16 protein-coding genes are annotated in these 16,233 nt (G+C 60.1%); 10 read left to right on the top strand and 6 right to left on the bottom strand.

Features of this window, described 5'->3' with window-relative positions; genetic code table 11:
* Positions 1 to 34: 34 nt before the first annotated feature.
* The 3 genes from J7394_RS02200 (at position 35) to J7394_RS02190 (ending at position 3,689) form a co-directional block, all read left to right on the top strand.
* Entirely contained in the window at positions 35 to 1,471 is a 1,437-nt protein-coding gene (locus J7394_RS02200; RefSeq protein ID WP_209250619.1) for a DegQ family serine endoprotease, read from the top strand.
* 180 nt (positions 1,472 to 1,651) lie between these two features.
* Positions 1,652 to 2,332 carry a response regulator transcription factor gene (locus J7394_RS02195; protein WP_209250618.1) on the top strand — a complete coding sequence of 227 codons (681 nt, stop codon included), beginning with the start codon at positions 1,652 to 1,654 and terminating at the stop codon, positions 2,330 to 2,332.
* Positions 2,325 to 3,689 carry a HAMP domain-containing sensor histidine kinase gene (locus tag J7394_RS02190; protein ID WP_209250617.1) on the top strand — a complete coding sequence of 455 codons (1,365 nt, stop codon included), beginning with the start codon at positions 2,325 to 2,327 and terminating at the stop codon, positions 3,687 to 3,689. Before J7394_RS02195 ends, J7394_RS02190 begins: the two co-directional genes overlap by 8 nt.
* On the opposite strand, the gene J7394_RS02185 is transcribed toward J7394_RS02190, so the two are convergent.
* The 3 genes from J7394_RS02185 to J7394_RS23095 are packed head-to-tail and all read right to left on the bottom strand — an operon-like array spanning position 3,686 to position 6,420.
* Positions 3,686 to 4,153 (bottom strand): CYTH domain-containing protein, encoded by a 468-nt coding sequence (locus J7394_RS02185; protein ID WP_209250616.1) that lies wholly within the window; start codon positions 4,151 to 4,153, stop codon positions 3,686 to 3,688. The genes J7394_RS02190 and J7394_RS02185 overlap by 4 nt on opposite strands.
* Positions 4,150 to 4,905: a ParA family protein gene (locus tag J7394_RS02180; protein WP_209250614.1), complete on the bottom strand. Its 756-nt coding sequence runs from the start codon at positions 4,903 to 4,905 to the stop codon at positions 4,150 to 4,152. Before J7394_RS02180 ends, J7394_RS02185 begins: the two co-directional genes overlap by 4 nt.
* A 3-nt stretch (positions 4,906 to 4,908) precedes the next feature.
* On the bottom strand, positions 4,909 to 6,420 hold the full coding sequence (locus J7394_RS23095; protein ID WP_209250612.1) for a CHAD domain-containing protein: 1,512 nt from the start codon (positions 6,418 to 6,420) through the stop codon (positions 4,909 to 4,911).
* 131 nt (positions 6,421 to 6,551) lie between these two features.
* Between J7394_RS23095 and J7394_RS02170 the strand changes: the two genes are divergently transcribed.
* On the top strand, positions 6,552 to 6,899 hold the full coding sequence (locus J7394_RS02170) for a TfoX/Sxy family protein (protein ID WP_209250610.1): 348 nt from the start codon (positions 6,552 to 6,554) through the stop codon (positions 6,897 to 6,899).
* Between the two features lie 56 nt (positions 6,900 to 6,955).
* On the opposite strand, the gene ndk is transcribed toward J7394_RS02170, so the two are convergent.
* Positions 6,956 to 7,378, bottom strand: coding sequence for a nucleoside-diphosphate kinase (gene ndk / locus J7394_RS02165; RefSeq protein ID WP_155143779.1), 423 nt, complete (start codon positions 7,376 to 7,378; stop codon positions 6,956 to 6,958).
* A gap of 103 nt (positions 7,379 to 7,481) precedes the next feature.
* Positions 7,482 to 8,684 (bottom strand): multidrug effflux MFS transporter, encoded by a 1,203-nt coding sequence (locus J7394_RS02160; RefSeq protein WP_209250609.1) that lies wholly within the window; start codon positions 8,682 to 8,684, stop codon positions 7,482 to 7,484.
* A 100-nt stretch (positions 8,685 to 8,784) separates the two neighbouring features.
* Here J7394_RS02160 and J7394_RS02155 point away from each other — a divergent pair, with 100 nt between their 5' ends.
* The 6 genes from J7394_RS02155 (at position 8,785) to J7394_RS02130 (ending at position 14,494) form a co-directional block, all read left to right on the top strand.
* Positions 8,785 to 10,638 (top strand): ABC-F family ATP-binding cassette domain-containing protein, encoded by a 1,854-nt coding sequence (locus J7394_RS02155; protein WP_209250608.1) that lies wholly within the window; start codon positions 8,785 to 8,787, stop codon positions 10,636 to 10,638.
* A complete protein-coding gene (locus J7394_RS02150; RefSeq protein WP_209250607.1) occupies positions 10,635 to 11,255 on the top strand; it encodes a MarC family protein in 621 nt (206 codons plus the stop codon). The genes J7394_RS02155 and J7394_RS02150 overlap by 4 nt, the downstream gene beginning before the upstream one ends.
* 39 nt (positions 11,256 to 11,294) lie before the next feature.
* Complete coding sequence (locus J7394_RS02145; protein WP_170660360.1) at positions 11,295 to 11,876, top strand: TIGR02281 family clan AA aspartic protease; 582 nt, start codon at positions 11,295 to 11,297, stop codon at positions 11,874 to 11,876.
* Positions 11,877 to 11,924: 48 nt separating this feature from the next.
* Complete coding sequence (locus J7394_RS02140) at positions 11,925 to 12,536, top strand: ImuA family protein (RefSeq protein ID WP_209250606.1); 612 nt, start codon at positions 11,925 to 11,927, stop codon at positions 12,534 to 12,536.
* Positions 12,537 to 12,596: 60 nt separating this feature from the next.
* Entirely contained in the window at positions 12,597 to 13,190 is a 594-nt protein-coding gene (locus J7394_RS02135) for a YceI family protein (protein ID WP_209250605.1), read from the top strand.
* 83 nt (positions 13,191 to 13,273) lie between these two features.
* A complete protein-coding gene (locus tag J7394_RS02130) occupies positions 13,274 to 14,494 on the top strand; it encodes an MFS transporter (protein WP_209250604.1) in 1,221 nt (406 codons plus the stop codon).
* A gap of 36 nt (positions 14,495 to 14,530) precedes the next feature.
* Here J7394_RS02130 and J7394_RS02125 read toward each other — a convergent pair whose 3' ends face one another.
* Positions 14,531 to 16,201, bottom strand: a complete 1,671-nt coding sequence (locus tag J7394_RS02125; protein WP_209250603.1) for a flotillin family protein — start codon at positions 16,199 to 16,201, stop codon at positions 14,531 to 14,533.
* Positions 16,202 to 16,233: the final 32 nt, after the last annotated feature.

The raw sequence follows: 16,233 nt of genomic DNA, 5'->3' as shown, positions 1-16,233 counted from the left end.
CCTTAATTCGCGCGACGTGAACAGGAGACAAAAAATGAGCATCCGTAAATCCTCACTATTATTGCCAAGCAAATCCAGCTGGGTTGGCGCCAGTGCCTTGGGCGCAGCCCTGCTGGCCACAACGGCCCTGCCCTCGATGGCTGATGAAGCGCTGGCCGATCTGGTCGAGACGGTCTCGCCTTCGGTCGTGACCATTATTGCCGAACAGGACGCGGTCGCGACGCCCGCTCGGGGTCCGGAATTTGATCTGGAAAACCACCCCTTTGGTGAGTTCTTCAAAAGGTTCGGAGCGCCCGAAGGCTTCGACATGCCACAGCGCGGTCCGGCCCAGGGACTGGGATCCGGTTTTGTCCTGGATGCCGAGGGCTACATCGTCACGAACCATCACGTGGTCGACAATGCCTCAACCATCACAGTCCGTCTGAGCGACGATCGCACATATGACGCTAAGGTCGTCGGTACCGACCCGTTGACCGATATCGCCGTCCTGAAGATCGAGCCAGAGGCTGAGCTGCAAGCAGTGACTCTGGGTGACAGCGACGTGATCCGCGTCGGTGAAGACGTCGTGGCCATCGGCAACCCCTTCGGTCTGAGTTCCACCGTCACCACCGGCATCGTGTCCGCCAAAGGGCGCAATATTTCGCAAGGACCATACGCCGAATTCATCCAGACCGATGCCGCCATCAACAAAGGCAATTCGGGTGGCCCGCTGTTCAACATGGAGGGCGAGGTTATCGGCGTGAATTCAGCCATTTACTCACCAAGCGGCGGTTCGGTCGGGTTGGGTTTCGCCGTTACATCCAACATCGTGGATCACATCACGACCGATCTGCGCGATGATGGAGAGATCAGCCGCGGATGGCTGGGTGTTTCGATCCAGAATGTCAGCCCTGAATTGGCAGCTGCGTTGGGCATCGACGCTTCAACCGGCGCGCTGGTGTCCGATGTCGTGACTGACAGCCCGGCGGATGGTGTTTTGCAGCAAGGCGATGTGATCCTGAGCTTCAACAATGAACCCGTGGACAACAGCAGCGACCTGCCTCTCCTTGTGGGCACCACCAAAGTAGGCACCGACAGCGTTCTGACTGTCCTGCGGGATGGCACCGAGCAGCAGCTGGAGCTGACCATCGGCCAACACCAGACGGCGTCTGCCCAGACGGACGCGCCGGTCGAAGCCGAGGTCTCGGGCACATCGCTCGGCGTCACCGTTACCCCACTGACCGAGGCCGCACGCGCAGAAATGGGTGTTGGCGAAGGGATCGACGGGGTCGTCGTGACCGATCTGAAGCCCGACAGCCCTGCAGCCAAGGCCGGTCTGCAGCGGGGCGATGTGATCGTCAAACTGGGTAGCCAGGAAACCGCATCGCCGGATGCCCTCAAGGCGGCTTTGGACAGCGAGAAGACGGACCCTGCCCTCGTGCTGATCAACCGCGGAGGCAACCAGATCTTCGTGGCGGTTGAAATCGTCTGACCTCAGGCCCGCGCGCGCCACATGATGGGGAGATCTGGTGCGCGCCTCCTGGCGGATTGGTTTGTCCGCAATTCGCCGGGCGTGCCGGGTGCGCAAGGACGCACCCGGCTCGTGTTTTCCTCAGGCCATGTGCTTTGGCCATAAATTGTGTTTAAATTCGAATAGAAAGGAGCCTCCCTCATGAGCAGACGCCTGCTGATCGTCGAAGATGACGCAGATACACGGGACTTCATCGCGAAGGGATTCAGCGAAGAAGGCTATGTGGTCGAGGTTGCCGCAGATGGCCGCGAAGGGCTGTATCACGCCACTGACGGAGGTTTTGACGCTATTGTTCTGGACCGGATGCTGCCCGGATTGGATGGCTTGTCCCTGATCAAATCCATGCGCGCTGCCGGGCTGAAAACGCCGGTACTGATGCTAACTGCCATGAGCGCCGTTGACGAACGCGTCAAAGGGCTACGTTCGGGTGCGGATGATTATCTGGTCAAACCCTTCTCGTTCCAGGAACTGCATGCGCGAATCGAGGCGCTGCTGCGCCGCCCGCAGGACGCCGAAGAAACACCGACCCTGACCTGCAAGGACCTTGAGATGGATTTGCTGACCCGCAAGGTCACACGCGACGGGCAAGAGATCTCATTGACCCCGCGCGAATTCCAGATCCTTGAATTCTTCCTGCGCCGCAAGAACCGCGTAGTGTCACGGACCATGCTGCTCGAGGGCGTTTGGGACTATCACTTCGACCCGAACACCAACGTCGTGGACGTCCACATCTCGAAACTGCGGCGGCAACTGGACGAAGGCGGAGATGTACCGCTGATTGAAACCGTCCGGGGCGCGGGTTACATGATGTCTGATGGATAACCTTCGGCTTTCGGTAAATAATTCCAGAACAAGACTTGTCGTCGCCAGCATGGTTCTCAGCACCATTCTGACGGCGACGGTGCTGGCTTTGGTCTATGTGACGGCCAATCGCAGCATCGAATCCGAAACACGCTCGGTCGTCTCGGCGGAACTGACCGGGCTTGCCGATGAATATGAGCGGCGCGGTCTCATTGGCCTTATCACCGCCATTGAACGCCGCCTGCCCAGTGCCCCGGAACGCGACGCGCTTTATCTTTTGACCGACCGGTTCGGCAACAAACTGGCGGGCAATCTCAAGCAATGGCCCGAGGACATCACGGCAGGCAGTGGCTGGGTCGATCTTGAGGTGCGTCGCGCCGACAATGACGAGCTGGTGCCCGTTTCTGCCGCCTCGATCCGCCTACCCGGTGGCGAGCGCCTTATCGTCGGGCGTGATGCCGTTGCCCGTCAGCAGTTCGATCGCGTCTTGCTGCGCTCGGTCGCGCTGGCGCTCGGGATTGCCCTGCTCCTCAGCCTGTTGACCGGATGGCTGTTCACCCGGCTGGTGTTTTCGCGCCTGTCCGACATCGCCAGTACGGCAGAGAACATTGTCTCGGGTGATCTTTCCCGTCGGATGCCTATACGCGGCACCGGAGATGAGTTCGATCAGGTCGCCGGGACCTTGAACACCATGCTCGACCGGATTGAAGAGTTGATCAGCAACCTGCGCACGACCTCCAACTCGATTGCGCATGACCTTCGATCCCCTCTTTCCCGGTTGAAACAACGGGTTGAGGCGCTGTCCGACCCCAACAAGAGCGATCTGGATCGCGAGATCGACATCGCTCGGGCCACCACCGAGGTCGATCATGTCCTACGTGTGCTTGGGCAATTGACCGAAATCTCACGCGCCGAGGCCGGGCTGGGGCGCGAACAGTTTGAGGATGTCGATCTGCACCAACTGGTTGCGGATGTCGTGGACCTTTATGAGCCTGTTGCGGCGGATCAAAATGTTCGGCTTGAGGTTTCAGGTCAAGCCAAGCCCATTCAGGGCCACCGCCCCCTGCTGTCGCAGGCCTTGTCCAACCTTCTGGACAACGCATTGCGCTATGCGCCTGAGAACTCGACCATCACCGTGACCCTCGCAGAGGACATCGCCTGCACCCGCGTCAGCGTGCGCGATGAAGGGCCGGGCGTTCCGGAACAGGACCTTCCTCGCCTGCAGCAGCCATTCGTAACACTGGACCCCGCGCGGACAGAGCGCAATGCCGGGCTGGGCCTTGCCTTGGTGGCCGCAATCTCACGGATGCACGGCGGCGCGCTCAAAGCGCGCAACTGCGATCCCGGCCTCGAAACCACGCTGAAACTGGCGCGCTAACTCGGGCGTCCGTTGATCGCCATGTTCTTGTTCTTATAGCGCTTATCCTCGGTCACATCCGCACCGAACCACGCAGGCGGCGTGTAGTTCTGTGCATCTTGTTCCGAGGTGAATTCGACTTCAACCAGACACAGCGGCGCCAGATCGCCTTCGAACACATCCAATTCAAACACATGCCCATCCGGCAGCGTGCCTGTGTATCGCACCTTCTCAACCCGACGCCCCTCGGTCTCGGGCCAGAAGGTTTCGAACTGATCGGCCGAAATCTCGGCCTCCCGCTCAACCCGAGCCAGACCGCCCGCTCCTTTGAGGGTCAGAAAAAAGCTATCATTCTTCTGCCGCAGCCGCATCTCCACCGAGTCCTCACTGGCCGTCAGATAACCCTGCCGCACCACGGCCTTTTTGGTTCCACCCAAATCTGGCAGTTCAGCGACCAGAAACTTGCGTTCGATTTCGATACTCATTTCGATGCAACCACCCCGTTCTCCAATTCATCATAGAGCGCCTGATAGGCCGCGCTGGCGGCACTGCGCGCGGCATAAGTGCTGACCGGAGCGCGGTGCTGGCCCATTTTCTCGATATCCGCGGTGAAGGGAATCGAGGTCTGCAAAAACCGTTTGCGGTACAGCCCGCGCATCTTCTCCATCGTGTCCTGATGCAAAATCTTGCGCTTCTGCACCATTGAGAAGAACGCCCTCAGCTTCCCTTTCCGTAACTTGTGCTCCTCGAAAAAGCCGACCAACTGGTCGAAGGTGCGTTCCGAGAGCGTCGTCGGGATCACCGGCACGACAATCTCATCAGCGGCGCGGAAGATGTTCTCGGACAGGGTCGAGAAGTTCGGCGGGCAATCCAGAAAAATCACGTCATAGTCGCTGCCTGCCGCGACCAGAGCCTTCTTCAAACGCGAGCGCTTGTTGCGCATCCGGGATAGGAACACGTCGAAGTCACGGAATGTCAGGTTAGCGGGCAACACATCCAGACCTTCGAAGTCACTGGCCCGAATGGCCTTGGTAAACCGTTCAACATCCTCAAAAAAACGCGCGTCTTTCAGTTTTTTCGACGGCTTGACCCGGAAATAAAACCCCGAGGCCCCCTGCGGATCAAGATCGCATAAAAGCACCTGCTGACCCGCCTGCGCGTAGGCATAGGCAAGGTTCACCGAGGTCGCGGTCTTCCCGACCCCGCCCTTGTTACTGTAGCAGGCAATGATCTTCATTCCTCACTCCTTTGTGTGGTGAAACAGGCTGCGGAAAAGATGCCGAATCTCCGGGCTGTCGAAATGCTGAAAGTTTGAAATCACGCGCGCACGCTCGGCCTTTTGGCGTTGGTCGAGAACAGCGATTAGGCCACCAGCGGCCAAACCAAGCTGCGCATCCACGCGGCCTTGGGCGGTGCTTTGGTCGGAAACAAACGCCAGCAGCGCCTCTTGCTGGACGGAGTAATCGTTGAACAGACCCAAGTTATCCTGCAGCTTTTTCAGAGGCTTGAGGATCGTTTTGAAATCCTTCGCATTGAACAGAGGCCCGAAGAACTCCATCAGATAGCGCAGTTTCTTGCAGTCGATCCGAAGGTCGTGAACGGTTTGATCCGGCGTCTCTTCGCTGATGCTGCGGGCGAGTTTGCAAGTCTTGCGATAGCGTTTCCAGATCAGCGCGCAGGCATAGCTATAGGCGCCTCGTTCCGCACTTGGGCCAGGCATCAGGGCTTCAGGGGTTGAGAATTTCTGCGCCAGATCGGTCATCGCAATTTCGTAGGCGGAGCTGCGCAAATGGCGGGTCAGACGGGATAGTTCCCTGGCGCGCTCTTGCTCGAACCGGTCGAACATGGCCTGTACACCCGCATGAAGATTTTCCGGTACAAGTCTGAGATACATATCTTTTTCCAGAAGATATACATCCAGATCCCGCAATCGCCCGGTTGGGGCCATAAGGTCCGAGAAGACGCGTTTCAATTCTGCCGTCTGCTGGTCTGAAAACACCCCTTTGAACAGGCTAACGACTGAGCGGATGCGCCGCAAAGACACTCGGTAGTCATGCAGAAATTCGGTATCAATATCCGCCACTATGCCAGCTTCATTCTGACGCGCGACGCTGAGATAGGTCCGGATCAGGTCGGTCGCGACCTCCAAAGAGGGTTCTTGCGTGCCAAGCGCAATCTCGGGCTTGGCACGGTAACGCATCATGTCTGGAAACAAAGCGTCGAACAAGTCGTCAAAACCGCCCGAAGTCATCCCCTCAAGACTCTCACAGGCCGAAACAAAAGCACGATCATAGCCGCGCAGATTTTGCAGCCAGACAAAGGCTACCTGCCCGCGATCCGTGCGCAGCGACAGGATATGCCCCCGAACCTGCGTCTTTTCCAGATCGTCGAGAATCGTGAGCGTGCCTTTCTCAACCTCGCCGGTGCCAATCGGCGTCAGGGCGCGCAAAGTAGGAAAGCCGCTCAGCGCCGCCTTCACTGGTCCTTCAGGCAGGTTCTGTACGAATTGCCCCTTGCCCCTTGCCTGCTGCTCGGAGACCTGCCCCTGCATGGAGACAAGCCGCAAGCTCCCTCTGTTCTCGAGCAATACCCGGCCGGAGCTGCGCAGCGACTGATCGTGACAATCGAGCATAAGGACCGGCGCGGCGGTGCCCATCTGAATATCGACTGAGTGATTGGGCAAAGCGCTCTCGAACGCGGCCTGATCAAGCCCGCCGGGGAGGATGAAGAATCCGTTTGTTCCCTGCGACACGTCTGACCCCTGCCCGATCCTTCTACATATCGTCATGAGACCGTGAATCGCGCCCTGCATCAAGAACAAGATCAACCAAACCGGGGATTTGTGCGGGTGACAGGTCAAAACCGTCCGGCTAAAACCAAGACATGTCTGATCCGGTCTCCTCCATCCGCAACCTCGGCCCCGCCTTTGAACAGGCTTGCGCCCGCGCAGGCATCCATTCGGCGCAGGAGCTGCGAGAGCTGGGCGCCGACGCTGCCTATGCCAAGCTGCTGGTAGCAGGCACAAAGCCGCATTTCATCGGCTACTATGTGCTGGTGATGGGGCTGCAGGGCCGCCCTTGGAACGACTGCAAGGGCGATGAGAAAAAAGCGTTAAGACAACGGTTTGACACGATCAAATCCGGCACCAAGGCAGCCCCGGAAAGCCAAATGGTCTCAGACCTGGATGCCATCGGGGTGCGGGTTGCGGCGCACGATCTGAAGCAGATCTGAAACGAAAAAGGCCGCCCCCAACAGGAGCGGCCCAATCTGTTCACCAAAGTGGCGGCTTAGCCGACCAGTTCGATGCCCGAGAAGAAGTAGGCGATCTCCACGGCGGCGGTTTCCGGAGCGTCCGAACCGTGGACCGAGTTTTCGCCAACCGACTCAGCGAACTCAGCGCGGATGGTGCCAGCTGCTGCGTCTGCGGGGTTGGTTGCGCCCATGACTTCACGGTTCTTTGCAATGGCGCCCTCGCCTTCCAGAACCTGAACAACGACCGGAGCCGACGACATGAATTCGCACAGTTCGTCATAGAACGGACGCTCGGCATGAACTTCGTAGAACTTGCCAGCTTGTTCTTTGGTCATGTGGATGCGCTTTTGCGCAACGATGCGCAGGCCAGCTTCTTCGAACTTGGCGTTGATTTTGCCAGTCAGGTTGCGGCGGGTTGCATCGGGTTTGATGATCGAGAATGTGCGTTCCAGTGCCATGTCGGCCTCTCCTTACAATGTGGCGCGGGGTGTGCGCCGAAATCCATCGCGCGCCGCGTAGCACGGTCTTGGCCATAAGAAAAGGACTATGATCGCCGGATGCTCAGATCGTGTCCGGCAAAGGGTCGCGCCGGTCGACCCAGCGCACATAGAGGATCGACACAAGCCCCGCAAAGCTGCTGGCCCCCATCATCCCCAACACCACGAATGGCGCGTTTTCCGCACTGACCAGCGCGCCGGTGGCCGAGGTCAGCAGCGCCCCCAGCAAAACGGTCAAGGCCCCCGACAGACCCGCAGCGCTGCCTGCAAGCTGAGGCCGGACCGACATCAGCCCCGCCGTCGCATTTGCAACCGTCAATCCGTTGCCGAACCCCACAAAAACGGCCGAGCCAAAGAACGTCCAGACAGTGCCGAAACCGCCCAGGAAGGTCAGGAGGCCGATCATCGGACCCAGCGTGGCGATGCTGCGTCCGATCAGGATCATGGTGTTGAGTTGAAAACGGGCCGCGAACCGTCCGGTCAGGAAGCTGCCCGCCATGAACCCCATGGTGATGATCCCGATCCCCAGCCCAAGCAGGGCCGGGTTCAGATCGAACCACGCACCGGCAACCAGTGGAGCGCCGGTGATGAAGGCATAGAACCCTCCGATCGAGAAGGCCGCGCAGAGGGAATAGCCCCAGAACCGCCGTGCGCTGAACAGTTGCGGGTAAAGCCTCATCTGCGCGGCAAAGGTTGGGGTGGTGTTTGAGTTGGTCTCGCCCATGTCGGCCCAGACGAGCGCCAGAATGCCTGCGCCCAGCAGCGCATAGAGGACAAATGCAGCGCGCCAGCCGAACGCCATCTCAAGCACGCCGCCCAGCATCGGGCCCAGCATCGGCGCAAGCGCCATCGCCATTGAGATATAGCCCAGTTTGCTGGCGGCCTCGTTGGGCGGATACATGTCACGTACCGCCGCGCGGGACAGCACCTGCCCCGCAATAATCGCGCCCTGCAACATGCGAAACCCTAGGAAAACCCAGATCGACTCGGCCAGCGCACAGCCCACCGAGGCAGCGACGAAGATCACCATGCAGAGCAGCAGAACTGGCCTGCGCCCGAACCGGTCCGACAACGGCCCCATGATGAGCTGCAGCACCGCGGACAGGGCCAGATATCCGGCAACCGACAGATTGACTACGCTGTAGTCGGCTTGCAGGTCCTCTCCGATATGCGCCAAGGACGGCAGGAACATGTTCAGCGACAGCACCGACAGCGCGGTCAGCAAGACCAGCGTGATCAATGTCGGGGGTGAGTGTGCCGGACGCATGCGGTATCTCCTGAACCTGTGAACCGCGCTAACACATCGCTGGTCAGTTGAACATGGTTAGCCGCTGGCGGCGGCATCACGGCTCTGCTAAGAGCGCGTCATGCTACGGATCGAAGACATCACTTATGCCGTTGAGGGCCGCCCTCTGTTCGACGGGGCCAGCGCAACCATCCCTGATGGCCACAAGGTTGGTCTTGTGGGCCGCAATGGCACCGGGAAAACCACCCTGTTCCGCCTGATCCGGGGGGAGTTGGCGCTGGAATCGGGCAATATCGCGGTCCCGAAACGCGCCCGGATTGGTGGCGTGGCGCAAGAGGTGCCCTCCTCCGACGTGTCGCTGATCAATACCGTTCTGGCCGCCGACACCGAACGCAGCGCATTGATGGCCGAGGCTGAAAGCGCCGAAGACCCTGCCCGCATCGCAGAGATTCAGACCCGCCTTGCCGATATCGACGCCTGGTCGGCTGAGGCGCGCGCCGCCTCGATCCTCAAAGGTCTGGGCTTTGACGACGACGACCAGCTGCGCCCCTGTTCCGATTTCTCGGGCGGTTGGCGGATGCGCGTCGCTCTGGCGGCGGTGCTGTTTTCACAGCCCGATCTGCTGCTGCTGGACGAACCGACCAACTATCTCGACCTCGAAGGCGCGCTTTGGCTGGAAAGCTATCTGGCGAAATATCCGCATACGGTCATCATCATCAGCCACGACCGCGGGCTGTTGAACCGGGCTGTTGGCTCGATCCTGCATCTGGAAGATCGCAAGCTTACCTATTACGCGGTTCCTTATGACAAGTTCGCCGAACGCCGAGCGGAACGTCTGGCGCAGGCGGAGTCCGAGAATGCCAAGGCCAAAGCCCGCATCGCGCATCTGCAAAGCTTCGTGGATCGCTTCCGCTACAAAGCGTCCAAAGCGGTACAGGCTCAATCGCGCCTGAAGATGATTGAACGCATTCAGCTGGTCTCAACCCCGCAAGAGGCTGCTTTGCGCGCGTTTTCCTTCCCCGAGCCCGAGGAACTGTCGCCGCCGATCATTCAGATCGAAGGTGGCGTGACTGGCTATGGCGAGACCGAGGTTCTGCGCCGCCTGAACCTGCGCATTGATCAGGACGACCGGATCGCGCTGCTCGGCAAGAACGGTCAGGGTAAATCGACCCTGTCCAAGCTGCTGTCCGATCGTCTGCCCCTGATGGCCGGCAAAATGGCCCGCAGCAACAAGCTGCGGATCGGTTACTTCGCGCAGCACCAGGTGGATGAGCTGTATGTGGATGAAACCCCGCTGGACCACCTGCGCCGTCTGCGCCCGGATGAGGCACCGGGCAAATGGCGCTCGCGTCTTGCCGGGTTTGGTCTGAACTCCGATCAAGCCGAGACAGTGGTTGGGCGCCTGTCCGGTGGGCAAAAGGCCCGACTATCGCTGCTGCTGGCTACGATTGATGCGCCGCATATGCTGATCCTCGACGAGCCGACCAACCACCTCGATATCGAAAGCCGCGAGGCGCTGGTTGAGGCGCTGACCGCCTATTCCGGGGCGGTTGTTCTGGTCAGCCACGACATGCATCTGCTGTCGCTGGTGGCGGATCGGTTGTGGCTGGTCTCGGACGGGACGGTCAAGCCGTTCGACGACGACCTCGAGGCCTATCGCGCGATGCTGTTGGCCCGGGACAAACCGGTGAAAGCAAAGCCGCAGGTTACGAAGCCTAAGCGCCCCTCGCGCGAGGCGATGCTGGCCTTGCGCGCCGATCTACGTAAATGCGAAGACCGGATCGAAAAGCTGACGGATATGCACGAAAAACTCTCGGCCAAGCTGGCGGATCCAGCGCTGTACGAGGATGATAGGATCAACGATCTTGAGACCTGGAACCGCAAATTCGCCGAGGTCTCGGAAGCCATGCAAAAAGCCGAGGCCCTTTGGGTGGCCGCAGCGGAACGCCTTGAACAAGCCGAGAATGCCGCATGATGGATCTGGCCTTTTTCATTACCGCCTTCACCACCTTGTTCGTGGTGATCGACCCGTTTGGCACCACGCCGATTTTCGTGGCGCTGACACAGGACATGGATGCGAAGACCCGGCGCAAAACAGCCATTCGCAGCTGCCTGACGGCCGTCTTTATCCTGATCGCCTTTGCCGCTTTTGGCGAGGCGCTGCTGGGCTTTGTCGGGATCTCGATGGCCGCCTTCCGCGTTGCAGGCGGGGCGTTGCTGTTTCTGACCGCGTTGGACATGCTGTTCGACCGCCGCACCAAACGCCGCGAAGACCGGGCCGAGGAAGAGGAACATCCTGACCCGTCTGTCTTCCCTCTGGCCATTCCGCTGATCGCGGGGCCGGGTTCGATCGCGACGATCATCCTGCTGGCCGGCCAGCATCCCGGCGTGCTGGGCATTGTCGAGGCCTGCATCGTCATGCTGGCGGTGATGTCTGTTGTCCTGATCTTCTTTCTGGCTGGCGGGTTGATCGGCCGCATTCTGGGCAAGACCGGGCTGAACGTCCTGACCCGGCTGCTGGGTATGTTGCTGGCGGCCTTGTCGGTTCAGTTCATTCTGGATGGCCTCAAGGCCTTTGGATTCGCGTCCTGACCCCCCATATACTGCTGTGTAGCGAGTAAGGATTTGGGCATGGACACCGACAATGTAATGCGTTTGGTCTACCTCAGCGTGCTGGGCACAGCCGTTGTGTTTTGGTTCCTGGCGCAGAACCGCCAATCGCTGAATAAAACCCTGCAGCAAGTCATGGCCTGGGTGTTCATCTTCGTGGGCGTCGTGGCCGTGGTTGGCCTGTGGGAGGATATCCGTACAACGGTCGGCCCTGCTCCGCAGATGACGGTGACAGGTGAGTCGATCGAGGTGCCCCGATCAGCCGACGGGCATTACTATCTGCCGGTTCAGGTGAACGGAGAACCGATCACCTTTCTGGTCGATACCGGAGCCAGCCAGATCGTTCTCAGCGACAAAGACGCCAGACGTGCGGGGATCGACCCGAACCAGCTGAACTACTTTGGCCGTGCCCTTACCGCCAATGGAGAGGTTCGGACCGCTCCGGTACGGCTGGACACGCTGACGGTGGGGCCAATCACCGACCAGAATGTCTCGGCCTGGATCAACGAAGGTGATTTACACAAGTCGCTTCTGGGCATGGACTACCTGCATCGTTTTTCGAACATCCAGTTCACCGATGGACGTATGATCCTTTCGCGCTAGGCATGTGTAGTGCTTGAGAACAAAATGAGAACATGATATGAGTTACTCATGTCTGTTCAGCTTCTTGGTCAAAAGCCCGCGCGCGCCGCGCCAGGGGTTACGTTACAGGATGGGATCACCCTACAACTGGGGCGTGTACATGAAGGCTGCGGTCCCGCGCGGCGCAGCTTTGCCATGTGGCTGGCCGGTCAGATGCAAGGGCCGGTCCTATGGATTTCCCCAGCTTGGGAACCCGGGCAGCTGAACCCTGACGGGATGATGCCCTTTGCCGATCCCGCCCGGTTCATCTTTGTCCGCCCCACCCGCGCCGAAGACCTGTTGTGGTGCATGGAGGAAGCGCTGCGCAGCGGAGCCATCCCGCTGATCGTCGGGGATCTGCCCGGCGCGCCGGGGCTGACGCCCGTGCGTCGGATGCATCTGGCCGCCGAACAGGGCGGCTCTATGGGGCGGGCCCCGCTAGGCCTAGTGCTGACGCCCGGTGATGGAGGTGCGCAAGGGATCGAGACCCGCTGGCACATGGCCGCCGCGCATCAGGGCGAGGCCCGCCGCTGGACCCTGACCCGCCGCCGCGCCCGTGCTTTGCCTCCGGTCAGCTGGACGGCCACGCAGATCAAACCGCGCGCCGGGCTGCAGCTTGACCAGATCGCCGCCGTGGACTGAGCGCACCTGATCACGCATTTTTTTGTTGGTCCAAGGGGCCGCGCGCCCTAGCGTCCGGTCATGAGAGATTTGACCCGACGTGCCGTTCTTGCGGGGCTGGCGACCCTACCATTCGCCCAAACGCTGCATGCAGCGCTCAGCCCCTATGCCCTGTCGGAAAGCGATACGAAGGTTGGTTTCAGCTTCGATCTGTCCGGCGTCGCGCAAAGCGGTACCATGCCGATCCGGACAGCGGATGTTCAAGTGGATACGACCCGCCTGCAGAACAGCCGGGTTCAGGTGGCATTGGACGTGAGCAAAGCCAAAACCCGCCTGCCCTTTGCGCGCGCGCCCATGCTCAGTCCCAGTGTACTGGACGCCGAAAGCCATCCGACCATCACCTTCGTCTCAACCGAGATCGAACTTGGGCAGGATGGGCGCATCTCGGACGGGGCCCGTATCACCGGGGACCTGACAGTTCGGGGTGTGACGCGTCCGATCACTTTGGAAGCCAGCCTCTACCGGCCACAGGGAACAGCGGCGGGTGATCTGGATCGCCTGTCGATCAGCTTGAAGGGGGCGCTGAACCGGCACGACTTTGGTGCCTCGGGCTATCCCGATCTGGTGAATGACACCGTCACTTTGGACATTCGCGCCAAGATAAGCCGCCTTTGACCAAAGGCGAAAGTTCAAAAACGACTCCTTGACGTCGAATAGCTGCGCGCATTGTCTGAAAGCCTCGCCAAGGTGGACCCATCATGCGCACGATCATTTCCTTTGCCGCCCTATTCCTTTCTGTCATTCTGCTGCAACTGTCGACTGGCGGTGTTGGGCCGCTTGATGCCATTTCCGGCATCACGCTGAATTTCACGACCGAACAAATCGGTCTGTTGGGCTCGGCGCATTTCATCGGTTTCTTTGTCGGCTGCTGGTGGGCTCCGCGTCTGATGGGCAGCGTCGGGCATTCCCGCGCCTTCGCCGTCTGCACCGCGCTGGGCGCGATGGGCCTGATTGGCCATACCCTGACCGAAAACCCCTATACCTGGGCCTTCCTCAGGATTGCGTCCGGCACCTGTGTCGCCGGGTGCTACACGGTAATCGAGGCATGGCTGAACGCGAAAGTCACCAATGAGACCCGTGGGCGTGCCATGGGCACCTATCGGATCGCCGATATGGGTGCATCGCTGTGCGCGCAGCTGATCATCGCAGTGCTGCCGCCCGCCTCTTACGTCTCGTACAATCTGCTGGCGATCCTATGTTGTGCCTCCTTGCTGCCGCTGACCCTGACACGCGCCAGCCAGCCTGCAACCCCCGACGCGCCGCGCCTGCGCCCCAAACTGGCCTGGCGCAGCTCTCCTCTGGCGGTTGCCGGAGTGATCGTTGCGGCGCTCAGCTCTGCCTCGTTCCGTATGGTCGGCCCCGTCTACGGGCAAGAGGTCGGGCTGGGCATAGATCAGATCGCCTTCTTCCTCGCCTCATTTGTTCTGGGTGGCGCGATGGCGCAGTATCCGATGGGATGGCTTGCGGATAAATACGACAGGCGCTGGGTGCTGATCTGGCTGTCCGCCGCTGCGGTGTTGAGTTGTGGGATAACCATGATGGCCAGCAACACAGGAACACTCGGAGTGATGCTGGCGGCATGGGTATTCGGCTTCACCACCTTCCCGATCTTCTCGGTCTCCTCGGCTCACGCCAACGACTTTGCCACCACTGAACAGCGGGTCGAGCTGTCTGCAGCGCTGATGTTCTGGTACGCTCTAGGCGCGATTGCCTCGCCCTACATCTCATCCACACTGATCCAGAAATTCGGCCCGGGTGCGCTGTTTGCCTTTGTCGCTTTTGGTCATTTGGGTCTGATCGTCTTTGGTCTGGCCCGGATGCGTTCACGCCCCACACCGGACGCGCGGACGAACTATGTCTATGCCCCCCGAACATCCTTCACGATCGGGCGCTTGCTGAAACGCTCGCGCGAAGAATAGAGAAAGGGCCGGGAAATCCCCGGCCCTTCAGTTTTTTTACGACTGGTTTGCTGGCGTTTCGTCTTCAACCAGAACCTCGACCTCCGGCTCCGGCGTCGCCTCAAGCGCGCCGTTCACGACGCCACCGACACCGTTCTCCATAGACAGACCCAGCTCTTCGCCCAGCTTTTTCAGGGCCGGCATCTGGACCGCCATTCCCATGATCGAATCCAGTGCCTGATTGACAACGGGCTTGTCGCTGTTGGCTGCCCTACCTGTGGAACCCGCACCGATCCCGCCAACCTGATGGATCTTGATCGAGTCGATCTTTTCAGCAGGCTTGACCATTTCCGAGATGATCGACGGCATGGTCTCGATCCGTGCCATATCGACTTTCATGCGAATCTGAGCGGCGGACAGAGCATTGTCGGCCTCAACAATCGCGCGCTTACCTTCCGCTTCGGCCAGCATGTCGTTCTTCTTGGCCTCGGCGCGAATGTTCAGCGCATCCGCTTCGGCCTGAGCCTCTTCACGACGGGCTTCCGCACGGTCGGCGGCGGCCTCTTTCTCGGCCTGGGCAGCCAGTCGGATCGCGGTCGCCTGGCGTTCGGCCTCACGCGTGGCTTCGATCAGAGCGATTTGCTTGTGACGCTCGGCCTCGGCAACTTCGCGAGCAGTTGCCACGGCTTCGGTCGCTTTGGTCGCTTCGGCCCGGGCCAGATCGGCAGACGCACGCGCGCGGCTTTCTTCCTCGGATTTCTGCGCAATGATGATCTGACGCTCTTGCTCGGCCACTTCGATCTCACGCTCTTTGGCGATCTCTGCATCGCGGATCTTGCGCTCACGCTCAATCTCAGCGGCACGAATGGCCTCTTCGCGGGCAATCCGGGCGCGTTCGGTTTCACGTACCGAGTCTTCGGTTCGCGCCGCGATCTCCGCCTCTTGCGCCACACGCAGGGTTTCAACCTTTTGCGTCTGCTCAATACGGGCCTGCGCCTCGTCCTGCTCGATCAGTAGCTTCTGACGCTCGGCTTCCATCGCTGCGCGGCGCACTTCAACCTCCGCTTCCGCATCAATCTGTGCGCGTTCTTTCTTGGACACGGCGATGACCTCAGCCAATTTGCGCATACCAACGGCGTTGAAGGCGTTGTTCTCGTCCAGAGCTTCAAACGGCGTCTGGTCCAAAGCCGTCAGCGAGACCGACTCCAGCGAAAGACCGTTCTTCAACAGGTCCTCGGACACTGCGTTCTGAACCTCCTGCACAAAGTCAGCGCGGTTTTCGTGCAGGCCATCCATGGTCATCTGAGCGGCCACGGCACGCAGACCGTCAATCAGCTTACCTTCGATCATTTCGCGCAGTTGCTCGACGTCAAAGGTGCGATCACCCAGAGTTTGCGCCGCACGGGCGATGCCCTCTTCGGTTGCCATGACCGAGACGTAGAACTCAACACCAACGTCGACTCGCATCCGATCTTTAGTGATGAGCGCGGCCTCGCCGCTGCGCTGCACCTCAAGGCGCAGGGTCTTCATGTTGACAGGGCTGACCTCGTGCAGCAGCGGAACGATGATGACACCGCCATCCATGATGACTTTCTTGCCACCCGCCCCGGTTTTCACCAGGCTGATTTCGCGGGTTGCGCGTCGATAAAGGCGGCCAAGCACAAGGCCAATAAACAAGAGTACCGCTAAAATAGTCACAACTGTGACGGCCAGGAATGGAAGTTCCATGCAATATCCTCCGGATTGGGGTTGAAAATTGG

Origin of the sequence: Ruegeria sp. R13_0, assembly GCF_017743995.1 — a bacterium.
Classification (GTDB): Bacteria; Pseudomonadota; Alphaproteobacteria; order Rhodobacterales; family Rhodobacteraceae; genus Ruegeria.
The sequence above is the reverse complement of the archived record's forward strand: the minus strand, read 5'-3'. Positions and strand labels throughout refer to the sequence as shown.